Origin of the sequence: Bacillus silvicola, assembly GCF_050524305.1 — a bacterium.
GTDB classification, from domain to species: domain Bacteria; phylum Bacillota; class Bacilli; order Bacillales; family Bacillaceae_G; genus Bacillus_A; species Bacillus_A cereus_AT.
In genome coordinates this window covers 128,501-142,862 of record NZ_JBNGVC010000012.1, presented here as the reverse complement: position 1 = coordinate 142,862, position 14,362 = coordinate 128,501, and the positions used below count along the sequence as shown (strand labels likewise).

The window sequence follows — 14,362 nt, the reverse complement described above, 5'->3', positions numbered from 1 at the left end:
ATTTATATTGGTGAAAAATGAAGTATAAGAAAGACACCTCAGAGTGTTTTTCTTTTTTTCAAAAGGACCTGCTCATTAAAATAGGAATATTATGTATGTAATTTCAATTTTCCTCTTGAAAACATACAATTTTTCGAAGTGTTAAGGAGAGCTGAAAACTTGACAAAAAAACTTATTTATGCTATAATTTACCAATATAAAAATAACGTGTATAATAGGGTTCTCCTGGCCAGGGGGACCCTATTTTTGTTGTGAAAATGAAGGAGAGTGTATGTGCGTGAAAAAAGGTGAAGCAAGTGTAACGTCGTTAGTATCAGCTTTCGGAAGGGCGTATCATAGTGAATTTGATAGTCCTAAAATCTTTGATGATTATGTAGCTAAAGATTTAATTTCACAAAAAGAACGTAACAATATTGAAATGAATATGGTTCAAGGGATACATTTTTTCAATAAAGATATTGCAGAGAAGTTTCAAGATGATTCGAAGGAAATATTAAAATGGATTACACAAGTTCAATTATCACCAACACCTTTAGCACGTGCGGCATATTGTGAAAGAGTATTACTCCATGAAATTACATTGGGAGCAAAACAATACGTCATACTCGGTGCTGGCTTAGAGCCTGTTTATAGTCTTATAAATATGTTAGGATGTATGCAAAAACAGGAGATGAGTGTATGTCTTATCCAAGTGATATCAGCCGTGAAAAATTCGAGATCATTCGTGAGGAACTAGAAACGTTTAGCAAACGCACAAGTCCGCGAAAGTATGACCTTTATGATGTGTTCAATGCACTACTCTATGTTCTGAGTACAGGCTGCCAGTGGCGTGCTTTACCAAAAGATTATCCCAAATGGCAAAATGTTTACCGCTACTATGCAAAATGGAGTAAATCCAATGCCGAAGGTAGTAGTCTATTAGAGACCTTATTAAAAAAATTGTTGGGCAAATAAGGGAAGCAGTGAATCGCCCCAAAAGCTCTAGCTTTAATATTGTCGATGCCCAAAGTGTTAAGAATGCAGATACGGCTGAACAAAAAGGTTATGATGGTGGTAAGAAAGTTTCTGGTATTAAACGACATATCAGTGTAGATATTCTTGGATTTCCCCATGCAATCCATGTTACCACTGCCAATGTCACAGATCGAAAAGGCGCACTCGAAATGTACGAGCAATATCCTGAATTGAAAGAAACCATAGAAGCCATCCTCACGGATGGTGGGTACACAGGAGAAAAGTTTCAAAAAGAAATTCAAAAGCTATTGAATGCTGAAGTACAAGTTGCCAAGCGGTCCGAATTGCATCAATTTCAAGTGGTCCCTAAAAGATGGATCGTAGAGCGCTCATTTGCTTGGTTAGAAAAATACAGACGATTGTTCAAAAATGTAGAGAGAAAACTAGAAACAAGTAAACAAATGGTTGTCCTAGGATTTCTCGCTATTTTAATAAAAAGATAAGACTATAAACAGGCTCTTAGACACGTTCAGTTTTAGACACAAAGAATTAGAAAATAAAATAGAAATATTTGAAGTGGATCATCCTACTACACAAGGTTTTAAGAAGGAGAGAATAAAAGAAGCAAAACTTGAAGTTCCAAATAATCTTCATTTTGTTTCCATGGATTTCACGAAAGGTTTTTCCTATGAACAGTTACGTAATGAAGGATTTGAAAATAAAAAGACTTTCTTTAGCCTTTTAGGTGTTACGTACTATTTAACAAAAGAAGAGCTTTCTAGTTTAATAGAATGTTTATTCGAGATGGTTCCAGAGGGGAGCTCTATCGTTTTCGATTATCCGGATGAAAACTTATTTATGGAAAAAGGATTATCCAATCGAGTTGAAAACATGGTGAAAATGGCTGCAGTAGGGGGAGAACCGATGAAATCATGTTATTCTTATGCCGAGATGGAAGCACTGTTAGAAAAGGCGGACTTACTCATTTATGAGCATTTATCGCCAGAAGACATAAATAAATTATATTTTGAAGGACGAAGCGATTATTTAGAAGCTTTTGAGACGGTGCAGTATATTCATGCGGTGAAGAAGTAGATAATTAGTATTGTGAATTTTCAGGGGAAACAATTGGGATATCTTAAGAAAGAAGAGACTTTGTCTTTTTATTGTATACACGAATCAGTTTACTTTAATAGTTAGATTAAAATAAACTATGATATGATTAGTATTGGATTTCTTAATAAGGAGGGGTTAAAATGAAGCCAGAACAAATTGTTAGAAAATTTTTTGATGAAGTACGTTCAGGGAATAATCCTGACTATTCAAATCAATTAATGGCAGAAAAAGTATTGGCACATCAAATTGTATCTGAAGAAGAACAAACAGTTTGTAGAACACCTGAAGATTATGCTGAACATGTAAGAGAGATGATTGAAGTATACGGTAATTTTTCTTTAGAAATTCAAGAATTTTTAGTACAAGGAAGTAAAGTATATGTACGTTGGAAACAAGTAGGTATGCATGTAGGAGAAATTGATGGATATCAACCTACAGGACTTCCGATAATTCAAATGGCAAGTGCGGTGTATAGAGTAGAAGATGGGAAAATTGCAGAGTATTGGATTCAAATTGATAGGTCAGGAATTCAAAACCAATTAGAGCGCAATAAAAATATTCAGTAGTTAACTTTTAAAGCTATAAGTAGGCATGGGGAGAAATCTCTGTGTCTCTTTTTTTAGGAAAAACAAGGAAATTAAATGTAGTGATGGAAAATATAATTATAAATATATTGCTATATATTATATAATATCTGAATATATAATATATACTAATCGATGTTTTGTAGAATCTAAAGGAAAGGGGAAATAGAAGATGTTGAAATTACAAGGGAAATACAATGAAGCGAAAGTATTTACTACGAATGTTGAAGAAACTGCAGCAGGTCAAATTATTGATCTTTGTAATCAAGAGTTTGTAAAGGATAGCAAGATTCGTATTATGCCAGATACTCATGCAGGGGCAGGCTGTACGATTGGGACAACAATGACGATTCAAGATAAAATCGTTCCTAATTTAGTCGGGGTAGATATTGGTTGTGGCATGGAAGTTGTTATGATCGATAAGAAAAAAGAAGAAATCAACTTCGATCATTTAGACGAAACAATTCGTAAATTTGTCCCAAGTGGTTTTCGTATTCGAGATAAGGAACATCGATTTTCAAAAATGATTGATTTTGATAGTGTAAGAGCCCCTTTTACATTGCAACGTGCTCAAAAGAGTATAGGTACACTTGGGGGAGGAAATCATTTTGTCGAATTGAATGAGGATAACAAAGGGAATGTATATATTGTCATTCATAGTGGTTCTCGTAATTTAGGCAAACAGGTAGCAGAGTATTATCAAAACCTTGCTTACGAGCAACTTATTAATGTTAAATCTATTAAAGAAGAAATCATTGAGCGTCTTACAAGAGAAGGTAGACAACAAGAAATACATGAAGCTATACGAGGAATTAAGAAGCCGGCGATTCGTAAAGAGTTAGCTTATTTAGAAGGTCAAGGATTTAAAGATTACATGAATGATATGAAAATTGCTCAAAAATATGCGGAGTTAAATCGTAAAGCAATGATGGATGAAATCGTCACTAGAATGGATTGGAAAGTAACAGATCAATTCACTACAATTCATAACTACATCGATTTGGAAAATATGATTCTAAGAAAAGGTGCTATTTCAGCTCAGAAAAATGAACGAGTAATCATTCCAATCAATATGAGAGACGGTTCAATCATTGCATTTGGTAAAGGAAATCCAGATTGGAACTTTTCTGGACCGCATGGCGCAGGACGTATTATGAGCCGTAAGAAGGCGAAAGAAGTACTTAACTTAGAGGATTTTCAAAACACAATGACAGCGGTTTGGACTACATCTGTTGCAGAAAGCACGTTAGATGAAGCCCCGATGGTATATAAGCCAATGGATGAGATTGTTGAGAATACAAAGGACACAATCGACATTAAACATATTATTAAGCCGATTTACAATTTTAAAGCGAACTAAAAGGGGAGCAATGTTTATATAGTGCTGGAACATATTGAGTATGTTGCGATTGGAAGGGAGATGGATTATGGAAAATAAAGTATATGTTTTTATAGGAGTTTTAGCGGCTATAAGCATTTTTATCCTTTCGATCGTTTTCCTTTATTTCAATCCTTACAGCAATCAAATGCTTGATAAGAAAGTATATATCACTGTATTTTTCATTTTGTTGCTTCCTTCTTTTTTAGCAGTAATTGCAGTACTTGTTAGAAAACCTATTTTGATGATTCTTTTTGGAGCTTGGTTATTACCTGGGACGCTGTACCTTAGTATAGCTGCAATACCTACGTTATGGAATTTATATATTATATTTCTAATAATTTATTTTATATCTATCGTTCGGATAAAAAAGAGAAATGCTTGAAGAAAGTATTTCTCTTTTTTTATTAAGTTTTTGAAACGGAAATGGAAGGGTGAGGAGCGTAATGAAACGGGGATTATCTAAATTAGCAAACGTGCTAGTCAACCATTCTACTAAAGTACAACCTGGTGATCAAGTATTAATTCAAAGTGTTACTGAAATAGATCCTATGGTAGTTCGTGAAATTATTAAGGCTGTGGAAAAAGCAGGGGGATATGCACATGTATCAATGCGTGACGTTTCTGTTACGAGGCAATTGATTTTGTCTGGATCTGAAGAACAATTTAAGTTGTTTGCGGATTGGGAGTGTTATCGCTTAAGTAAGATGCAAGTATATATTAATCTCCGTAGTCCTAGAAATGCATACGAATTAGCGGATGTACCAGCAGAAAAAATGAAATTGTATCAAAAGGTATTTGGAAAAGCTCATAGTGAAGCAGTGTATAAAACGAGATGGGTGACAACTCGAATTCCAAATGCAGCCTCTGCGCAAGAAGCGAATATGAGCACCGAGGCTTATGAAAAGTTTTATTATGATGTTTGTACGTTAGATTACCATAAAATGTCGAAATCAATGAATCCGTTAAAAAAATTAATGGAAAAGACAAAGCAAGTGAGGATTATTGGGAATGGTACGGATTTGAACTTTTCAATTGAAGGAATCGGTGTTTTAAAGGGAGATGGTACGGATAATATCCCTGATGGCGAAATATATACAGCACCTATTAAAAATTCAGTAAATGGCGTAGTAACATTTAATACAGTATCAGTTCAACAAGGTTATGCGTTTCAAAATATAAAGTTACATATTAAGCATGGAAAAATAATAGAGGCATATGCAAATGATACAGAGCGAATGAATCAAATTCTTGATACGGATGAAGGAGCACGATATATTGGAGAATTTGCACTAGCTTTTAATCCTTACATATTACACCCTATGAATAATACGTTATTCGATGAAAAAATAAATGGTAGTTATCATGTAGCAATTGGAGATTCGTTACAAGGTGCAGACAATGGGAATAAATCAGCAATACATTGGGATTTAGTAAACATTCAAAGGCCAGAGTATGGCGGTGGTGAAATTTGGTTTGATGACGTACTGATAAGAAAAGATGGACGTTTTATTTTGTCAGAGCTGTTCGGATTAAATGAAGAAAATTTGAAAAGGTAAAGTGCTTTATTGAAATTGTGTAAAGGAGATTAAAACCCACCATAACAAACAAAAAAATTCATTGTATAAAGTTACATTTATTTAATGTAAATGAATAAATAGCTAGATTGGCGTGGCTCGGTAATTGTTGAGTGAAAAAAGACAAAATCTCTTGAAAAACACTTAATTTTTTACTACATCAATCTTTACAATCCCCCCATATAATGTGAATAGAACTAGCACTTATTTAGAAGCCTTTGAAACAGTGTATTTTGTACATGCGGTGAAGAAGTAGAGGATTAGTAGGCATGGGGAGAAATCTCTGTGTCTTTTTTTAATGGAGATTTCTCCTACAAAAGTAGTAGAAATTTCATTTGAATTTACTACCACAGTTGGATATATCATATTTCAATTTCGATAGAATAGTAAATAGGTATATTGGATATAGAGATACATACTTCGGATTTAGAATTACAGGAACTACTAAGCCCGTTGTTACCAATAAAGAAGGGAGCAAGTAGAATGATACAGAACATATATGAAACTCATTTACATGTAAGAGATTTAGAAAAGGCGATAGATTTCTATCAAAATAAGTTAGGGTTAGCATTAGCAAGAAAGCTATCCAAAAGAAAAGTGGCTTTCTTTTGGGTAGGAGAAAGTAAAAAGCAAATGCTTGGACTATGGGAAGTACATAATATTGAAGATTTTGAGATGAAACACTTTGCTTTTGGTGTAGATTTAGAATTTCTAAAGGCTTCTAGATCGTGGTTAGAGAATCGTGGAATAGAAGTGGTAGGAAGCCAAGGAAAAGGAAATCAAGAGCCAATTGTCCAAAGATGGATGCCAGCTGCAAGTGTATACTTTTTGGATTTTGATGGAAATAAATTAGAGTTTATTTCTATGTTACATGATAATCCAGATGAATTAGAATATGCATCCTATTTAAGTGAATGGAATGCGGAACACCAAGAGAAATAAATGAGATTGTATCTATAAAACGGAAAAAACGGTATTCTTTTTGTGAAAATATACAGAAAAGATGGCCGTTTTATTTTACCGGAGTTATTCGAATTAAATGAAGAACATTTAAAAAGGTAAAGTGTTTTATTGAGATTATGTAAAATAGATTAAAACACAACGTATCAAACTAAGCGAGTTATCGTGTGATTTTACACTCATTTAATATTAATAGGTAAATAGAACAATTGGTGCCAATTGTTAAATGGGTAGTGTAAAAAAGACAAAATCTCTTAAAAAACACTTAAATTTTTACGCCATCAATCTTTACAATCCCTCTTTATAATATGAATTGGACAAGCAACTAAGAGAATGCAGAACATGTCAGTTTATACATTCTATTATTAGGGGGAGAAATTGTATGAAAAAGGCAGTTGCTTTGTTAGCTGTTATGGCGGCGTTATTAGCGACATTTTCAGCACATGCAGAAGTAAAAGAGCAAGTTCGAAAGTCAGCTACAACTTTTAATGTTATTAGCGACATTCAAGGAGATTTAGGGGATTTTGATCATGTGTTAAAAGATATGATCAAAGTGACGCCACTTTCTAGAGCGCTTATTATGAATGGGGATATAACGTCAACTGGACAGCAGTCACAATATGATGATGTAAAGCGTGTGTTAAACAAAAATAAGCTCCCGGAAAATGTATGGTCAACAGTTGGGAATCATGAGTTTTATGCAGGTAAATGGACGGCTGATGGGAAACTCTCTCAAAATACATGGCCAAATGGTGTAACTGAGGAAACGCTATTTAACCGCTATCTGAAATTTAGTGGGCAAGAAAAGGTATATCATAAAAAAGAATTAGACGGTTATCCGCTTCTATTTTTAGGAACAGAAAAATATATGAAATATCACGATTCAAAAATGTGGGACGAAGTATATATGAGTGATGAACAATTAGGTTGGTTAAAGCAAAATTTAGAAGAGTACAGTCAAAAAGATAAAAATAAGCCAATTTTCATTTTCTCTCATCACGTTTTACCTGATACTGTGTCTGGATCAAGACAATCACCATATTTACAAGATTATTTAAACGTTGATAAATTGTACGATATATTAAAAGACTATCCGCAGGTCGTTTTCTTTACGAGTCATACGCATTGGGATTTAAACTTACCGGACTGGGCTGGTAAAAAGAAAATTGCAGGTGGAGATGAAAAAGGATTTACAGTCGTAAATACTGGCGGAATTGAAACGGGCTGGATGTCGGCTGGACCAAATGGCGGAGAGAAGACTGCGCCGGATGGATATTCTTTCAAACAAGGATTACAAATAAAAGCATATGGTAACGATGTAGTCGTAACGGCTTACGATTATAAACGTGATAAGGATATAAAGAAATTATCAATTAGTGATGCAAAAATCGCACAAATGGCACCAGATGTGACGGCTGATGATAGAAATAATGTAATCGTTGGTGCAACAGAATATATGGAGTATTCTGTAGAAGGAACGAACGAGTGGAATACGTATAATCCAGGAAAACCGCCAAAATTTGATGGCGACAAAATCGTTTACGTCCGTCATAAAGGAGAAATGAATTTACAGCCGGGATTAACGCAGCTGCTTCGTTTTTCGGTAAATAAGTAATTGGAAGAGAGCCTACTTTTTAATGAGTAGGCCTTTTTTGTCAGAAAGTCGATATAAATTTCATGTACCGTACTGAAATTGAAATTCAATACATTTTTAATCCAGAAAGGTGACTTCATCATTTTTACATGTAATAATAGTATCGTTACATATATTGTGAAAGAAGTACAAAAGGAGCGTTACAATGAATTTAGCTAAATTCCCTAGAAAAAAATATACAGAATCATATACACCAATTGAAAAGTTAAACAATTTTTCTGAAGCACTTGGTGGCCCAACTATTTATTTTAAACGAGATGATTTACTTGGTTTAACAGCTGGTGGTAATAAGACGAGAAAGTTAGAGTTTTTAGTTGCGGATGCACAGGCGAAAGGTGCAGATACGTTAATTACAGCTGGTGGTATTCAGTCAAACCATTGCCGTCTAACACTTGCAGCTGCGGTAAAAGAAAAAATGAAATGTATTCTTGTGTTAGAAGAAGGGCTTGAGCCAGAAGAAAAGCCAGACTTTAACGGAAACTATTTCTTATATCATTTATTAGGTGCTGAAAACGTAATTGTTGTGCCAAACGGAACAGACCTTATGGAAGAAATGCATAAAGTAGCGAAAGAAGTAAGTGAAAAAGGAAATACACCATATGTAATACCAGTTGGTGGATCGAACCCTACTGGTGCAATGGGGTATATTGCTTGTGCGCAAGAAATTATGGCTCAATCATTTGAGCAAGGAATTGATTTCAGTTCAGTTGTTTGTGTAAGTGGTAGCGCTGGTATGCATGCTGGTCTAATTACTGGTTTTTCCGGAACGCAAAGCAAAATTCCTGTAATCGGAATAAATGTAAGTAGAGGAAAAGCGGAGCAAGAAGAGAAAGTAGCAAAACTTGTAGATGAAACTTCAGCTCACGTAGGTATTCCAAACTCTATTTCACGCGAAGCAGTTACATGCTTTGATGAATATGTAGGAGCAGGTTACGCTTTACCAACATCAGAAATGGTTGAAGCAGTACAGTTACTTGCGAAAACTGAAGGTATTTTACTTGACCCAGTTTATACAGGTAAAGCAGTAGCGGGACTAATCGATTTAATTAGAAAAGGTAAATTTAATAAAGAGGACAACATTTTATTCGTACATTCAGGTGGCTCACCAGCTTTATATGCGAATACGTCTCTGTTTGCGTAAGTGTGAAAAAGCATTGGATATCCAATGCTTTTTGTTTTGAATTCACGTTGAAATTTGATACAATTTCGTGAATACGCGATGATTTTTCAACATGCAATGGTAAACAACGATATATATATAGGAGATTGATGTATGACAGAATTTTGGGAAGCGAGTTTTATAGAAAATCAAATGATGTTGGGATTTGAAGCTTCAGACTCCGCAATCTTAGCGAAGGACTTTTTCCTTGAAAAGAAAGTGAAGGATATATTGATTCCTGGTATTGGGTACGGTAGAAATGCAAAGGTTTTTATTGATAACGGAATACATGTAACAGGTATTGAAATTTCAAAAACGGCGATTGAATTGGCAAAACAAAATGAGTTTAATGCCGATTTCTTCCATGGCTCAGTAACTGATATGCCTTTTGATAACAAACTGTATGATGGTATATTTTGTTATGCCCTTATTCATTTATTGAATAAGGATGAGAGAGAGAAGTTTATTAAAGATTGTTATAGTCAGTTAAAACCAAACGGATATATGATTTTTACTACTATTTCTAAAGATGCCCCAATGTTTGGGAAGGGGAAACAACTGGGTAAAGACTACTTCGAGATAATGGAAGGGGTAAAAATGTATTTTTATGATGTTGACTCGGTACAACAAGACTTTGGAAAATATGGACTGATGGAAACTAAGGAAATTGTGGAGCCACATAAAAATATGGCAAGTAAACCTCCATTTAAATTTATACTGATCAAATGTCAAAAAACACTATAATTACCATTGTGTAAAAATAGTGAAAGATTACTTAATAAGCTACTTGAGTAAGCGATTCACTCATTGTTCTTTAAAGGCGAAGTAAGGGGAGTCAAATGGCGTCCCTTATTTCGCCTAATTTATTTTAAAGCACGTTCTAAACTTTCAATGAATTATTTGTTATATAATGGAATTATCGAAACGTGAGAGGGGTGATTATATGAGTACAACATTAAGATGGTTCATATACACGATACTCAGCATTTCTATAATACTAATACTTCTTTTAGGTTACGGATTATATTTATATTTTACGTGAAATGATAACCGAACCAAAGGAAAAATAAAATAATTGCTGTGTTAAATAGAGTAAAACACAAACCGATAACCGCTAATATAATTGCTATAACAGCAAAAGTTACTATGAAATATGCGAAAGGAACTACGTAATCTGCTCCAACTCTTTCTAAAATAGGGAGAAAGAGGTTAATAGTAACGAATATACTTACAATGAGAAACGTATAACTTTTCCAAGTGTATGTATTCATTTGCATTGAATAGCACTCCTTCCTTATTAATGTTTATATGTAAAATTAAAAGGTACCTTTTATTAAAAGAGGGGGACTAATATGCGAGTTAGAAAATTGGTTTTAGTTTTTGTTGCTATATGTATATTCATAGTAACCGGCTGTTCAAATATACTAGGAAATGAAGATCAAAGAATCGAAGTGCAAAAACATGTTGGTGATGATAAATATGAAGATTTTAAGATAGTGACAGACAATAATCCGGTGTTGCAAGTAAAGAAAATATTAAATGATACTAACTTTGAAAATAAAAAAGTGGAAATGTCTCGTTCAGCTGATTATCGATTTATTTTTCAGTTTAAAAATCCGAAAATTGAGGTGAAAGCTGTGTCATATCAAATTTGGATTAGTCCTAATAAGGATAAAGTAGAGATAATGGCGGGGGATAATCGGTATGCTCAATTAGAAGGGAAAAACGCAGCTACTTTGTTTTGGATTGTTACGGGAGAGAAGTTAGCAAAAGTATATGGTACTTAACCTTTTGGTGTTTATTGTAATGATTTACTGCTTGTAAGGGACTATTCAATGTGTTGTTCTATTAAAAAATCTAAATTTAATCATTTAAATGCAATAAAACTTGGCCAAAAATAATGAAATTTCAGGGAAAATGAGGTACACTAGTCAATGGTTTTGCTTTAAAATCGATTGACGTTAATGTATACGGGGGAAAGATTGATGAACAACAATACAGTAAATGAATCAGTTGAAGAAGTTGAGAAAAAACGGGTAAGATCAAAAAAACGTTCTACAAATTGGAAGCTTATCGCAGTGGGTATTGGTATAATTGCACTTCTCATTGGGGGAATAAGTTATTATCAGGCAACTCACTTCAATTCGAATGTTACGATTAATGACACAAAAGTCGGTGGTTTGAGTGCTGATCAGGCAATACAGAAATTAAAAACATCTGGACTAGCAAACAAAGTCTATGTCGATCAACAACAAATTTTAGATGAAAAAGAGACAAAAACAGAACTTACGGAAAAAGATTTGCCACAAGTTAAGAAACTACTAAAAAGCCAGTGGACATTTTTCCCTTCCGCAAAGGAAAAAAATTATTCATTGCTACCAGAAAAGGCGGATCAATATCGTAGTGAAACGATGAAAAAACTTGTAGAAGAAAAACTCATCTCTATGAATGAAAAACTAAAAGCGCCTCAAGATGCTATGGCGAAGCTCGAACAAGGAAAGATTGTTATCTCGAAAAGTGTTGAAGGAAAACAGTATGACGTTACTAGTCTACTGAAAGATTACGACAAACAGAAATATAAAAGCGAAATTCATCTGAAGTCTACATACATACAGCCTATTAAAGAAGACGATCCGATTATCAAAAAAGAGGAGAAAGCACTACAAAATCTTCTTCAACAGTCAGTTGAATATAAAGTGCAGAATGAAGTTTATCCTTTAAAAGCGGAAGATTTAATTCAAAATGCCTCTATGTCAAAGGATATGAAGGTTACAATCGATGCGAGCGATATTAAGAATAAGATTGCTGAAATTAATAATGCTAAATCAACATTAAATAAAAATTTCAGCTTTAAAACCCATTCCGGTTCGGTCATATCAGTAAAAGGACAAGGCTACGGCTGGGCACTAGATGTTGAAAAAGAAACAAAACAAGTTGGGCAAGCCTTTGAAAAGGGTGAAAAATCGCTATCTGCTTCTAATATTCACGGAAATGGTTGGGAGAAGGAAGGTATCGGTTATAAAACAACATCGAATAATGGCATCGGAGACACGTATGCGGAAGTTTCAATTGCAGAGCAACAAAATTGGATTTATAAAGATGGAAAATTAGCAGTCACAACAAATGTAGTAACTGGTAAACATAGCACGAGTGAAGATACATCACCAGGTGTGTGGTACGTCCTATATAAACGAACACCATACACGTTGAAAGGAAGCGCAGTAGGTAAAGCTGATTATGCAGTTAAAGTAGATTACTGGGTTCCATTCACAAATAGCGGTCAAGGATTCCATGACGCAGGCTGGCGAACAAACTGGGCAAATAATGCTTATTTAACAGGGGGATCAGGCGGATGTGTTAACCTTCTTCCTGATGTAGCAAAAACTGTGTATGATAGTTTGGACACTTATGATCCAGTTATCGTGTACTAGAAAATAGCTACGTATCAAAAACTTAAACTGATAAACAAAGCAGGAAATCTTACCTGATGGTACATGAAAAAACACCTCTTGCATTCGCATACTAAGTGTGCAAATGCAATGGAGGTGTTTTTGTTTAAAGACAAGGGTTCATTGCTTATAAGAAACAAAGTGGGAAGAGATTGAGATGAAAAAATAGGTGTTCAAATAATCAATAAAATTGACACTGAATATCATTTTCATTTATTATGGAATCGTCGTATGTAATTGGATATGATTTTTGTGAAAAAGTCTATTTTTTATATTGATATAATAGATTTCTATTAAGTTGTCACATTTAAGAACTATCATTAAATCTTTCAAGAATTTAAACGTAGGAAAGGGTAATATAAAATGAACTGGAAAAAAGGCGGATTATGGATTATTATTTTTTTCATTGTAAAAGGCACGATTTCTACACTTTTAATAGTTACAGGTGCTAAATATTTTGATTTATCATTTATGCAACTTGTCGTACTAATACTGATCTTATTACTGATTTCTCTCATAAGTCGAAAATTGCTGTATAAACATAAACAAAGTAAAAAACAAAAAGAGCTAAATATATAATGAAGCCCCAGAGACCTTTGGATTTCTGGGGTTTTACTTATTCAATAGTGAGTTTTGGGTCCGCAATATAAATGGTACACTCCATCAGTTTTATCGGTTGTAAATCAAGAATTCACTAATTTTATTGAATAAATAGAAAATACTTTTCTTTTTCTTTTATTTCATTTAATATCAATAAGGGCACCAAAAAAATAGATAGGGGTGCTAGAATGTACGGTATTATTAATTACGAAGTGTTTTTACTAACAGGGATTTTATTAAATCTAATTCCTGGTGCAGACACCATGTATATTGTGGGGAGAAGTATTTCACAAGGTAGAAAAGCAGGTGTGTATTCTGTTTTTGGTATTATTACTGGTTCTTTAGTTCATACGTTATTGGTTGCTTTTGGTTTATCTATTATACTTACAAAATCCGTTGTGTTATTTAACACCATTAAGGTTATAGGTGTTATCTATCTTGTATATTTAGGAATTAAAATGATACTTGATAAGACAAATGTAGCTTTTCAAGCTCCATCCAATAAATTGAACATTAGAAAGATATATTTACAAGGACTCTTAACAAGTCTTACGAATCCAAAAGTCTCTTTATTCTTTATTGCGTTTCTTCCGCAGTTTATAGATACAAAGGCTGCAGGTCCTATACCTTTTATCATTTTAGGAATTACTTTTACAGTAACTGGACTATTGTGGTGTTTATTTGTTGCTTATTTCTCTTCATATGTCACAAAAAAATTAAGAGGAAATCAAAAGGTAGGAATGATTCTAAATAAAGTAACAGGACTGATTTTTATTGGTATGGGGTTAAAGTTGCTTCAAACGAAGGCTCCTCAATAAACATGAATAATAAAAAAATGCCCCCTTTTAAGAGATGTTATCTTTAATTTAAGCTAATTTCTATATATTAAAAAGCCCCTTCAAATTGAACTGCACCCCAATTGTTAGACACG

14 protein-coding genes and 2 pseudogenes are annotated in these 14,362 nt (G+C 33.8%); 15 read left to right on the top strand and 1 reads right to left on the bottom strand.

What is annotated here, in order from left to right; translation table 11 throughout:
* Window positions 1-271 precede the first annotated feature (271 nt).
* The 11 genes and pseudogenes from ACP6L7_RS12590 to ACP6L7_RS12540 form a co-directional block, all read left to right on the top strand.
* Window positions 272-622 (top strand): annotated as a pseudogene (locus ACP6L7_RS12590) (class I SAM-dependent methyltransferase); the annotation flags it as partial.
* A gap of 56 nt (window positions 623-678) precedes the next feature.
* A protein-coding gene (locus ACP6L7_RS12585) for an IS5 family transposase (protein ID WP_430528892.1) occupies window positions 679-1,457 on the top strand; the annotation gives its coding sequence in 2 pieces (ribosomal slippage) (window positions 679-940 and window positions 940-1,457; 780 coding nt in all).
* Window positions 1,458-1,473: 16 nt separating this feature from the next.
* Window positions 1,474-2,049 (top strand): annotated as a pseudogene (locus ACP6L7_RS12580) (class I SAM-dependent methyltransferase); the annotation flags it as partial.
* A gap of 161 nt (window positions 2,050-2,210) precedes the next feature.
* Window positions 2,211-2,636: an ester cyclase gene (locus tag ACP6L7_RS12575; RefSeq protein WP_097830300.1), complete on the top strand. Its 426-nt coding sequence runs from the start codon at window positions 2,211-2,213 to the stop codon at window positions 2,634-2,636.
* Between the two features lie 190 nt (window positions 2,637-2,826).
* Window positions 2,827-4,014, top strand: a complete 1,188-nt coding sequence (locus ACP6L7_RS12570) for an RtcB family protein (RefSeq protein WP_097830299.1) — start codon at window positions 2,827-2,829, stop codon at window positions 4,012-4,014.
* A gap of 67 nt (window positions 4,015-4,081) precedes the next feature.
* Window positions 4,082-4,417, top strand: a complete 336-nt coding sequence (locus ACP6L7_RS12565) for a hypothetical protein (RefSeq protein ID WP_097830298.1) — start codon at window positions 4,082-4,084, stop codon at window positions 4,415-4,417.
* A 61-nt stretch (window positions 4,418-4,478) separates the two neighbouring features.
* Complete coding sequence (locus ACP6L7_RS12560) at window positions 4,479-5,591, top strand: aminopeptidase (RefSeq protein ID WP_097830297.1); 1,113 nt, start codon at window positions 4,479-4,481, stop codon at window positions 5,589-5,591.
* Window positions 5,592-6,092: 501 nt separating this feature from the next.
* Window positions 6,093-6,551: a VOC family protein gene (locus ACP6L7_RS12555; RefSeq protein WP_097830296.1), complete on the top strand. Its 459-nt coding sequence runs from the start codon at window positions 6,093-6,095 to the stop codon at window positions 6,549-6,551.
* Between the two features lie 400 nt (window positions 6,552-6,951).
* Window positions 6,952-8,184 (top strand): DUF4073 domain-containing protein, encoded by a 1,233-nt coding sequence (locus ACP6L7_RS12550; protein WP_097830295.1) that lies wholly within the window; start codon window positions 6,952-6,954, stop codon window positions 8,182-8,184.
* A 184-nt stretch (window positions 8,185-8,368) separates the two neighbouring features.
* Window positions 8,369-9,364 carry a D-cysteate sulfo-lyase gene (gene cuyA, locus ACP6L7_RS12545; RefSeq protein ID WP_097830294.1) on the top strand — a complete coding sequence of 332 codons (996 nt, stop codon included), beginning with the start codon at window positions 8,369-8,371 and terminating at the stop codon, window positions 9,362-9,364.
* Window positions 9,365-9,496: 132 nt separating this feature from the next.
* Complete coding sequence (locus tag ACP6L7_RS12540; protein WP_430529278.1) at window positions 9,497-10,126, top strand: class I SAM-dependent methyltransferase; 630 nt, start codon at window positions 9,497-9,499, stop codon at window positions 10,124-10,126.
* A 290-nt stretch (window positions 10,127-10,416) separates the two neighbouring features.
* Here the strand turns inward: ACP6L7_RS12540 and ACP6L7_RS12535 are convergent, their stop codons facing one another.
* A complete protein-coding gene (locus ACP6L7_RS12535) occupies window positions 10,417-10,659 on the bottom strand; it encodes a hypothetical protein (protein WP_097830292.1) in 243 nt (80 codons plus the stop codon).
* Between the two features lie 75 nt (window positions 10,660-10,734).
* Between ACP6L7_RS12535 and ACP6L7_RS12530 the strand changes: the two genes are divergently transcribed.
* The 4 genes from ACP6L7_RS12530 (at window position 10,735) to ACP6L7_RS12515 (ending at window position 14,249) form a co-directional block, all read left to right on the top strand.
* A complete protein-coding gene (locus ACP6L7_RS12530) occupies window positions 10,735-11,169 on the top strand; it encodes a YhfM domain-containing protein (RefSeq protein ID WP_097830291.1) in 435 nt (144 codons plus the stop codon).
* Window positions 11,170-11,367: 198 nt separating this feature from the next.
* A complete protein-coding gene (locus ACP6L7_RS12525; RefSeq protein ID WP_430529277.1) occupies window positions 11,368-12,813 on the top strand; it encodes a L,D-transpeptidase family protein in 1,446 nt (481 codons plus the stop codon).
* Window positions 12,814-13,194: 381 nt separating this feature from the next.
* Entirely contained in the window at window positions 13,195-13,410 is a 216-nt protein-coding gene (locus tag ACP6L7_RS12520; protein ID WP_097830289.1) for a hypothetical protein, read from the top strand.
* A 209-nt stretch (window positions 13,411-13,619) separates the two neighbouring features.
* Entirely contained in the window at window positions 13,620-14,249 is a 630-nt protein-coding gene (locus ACP6L7_RS12515) for a LysE family translocator (protein ID WP_097830288.1), read from the top strand.
* Window positions 14,250-14,362: the final 113 nt, after the last annotated feature.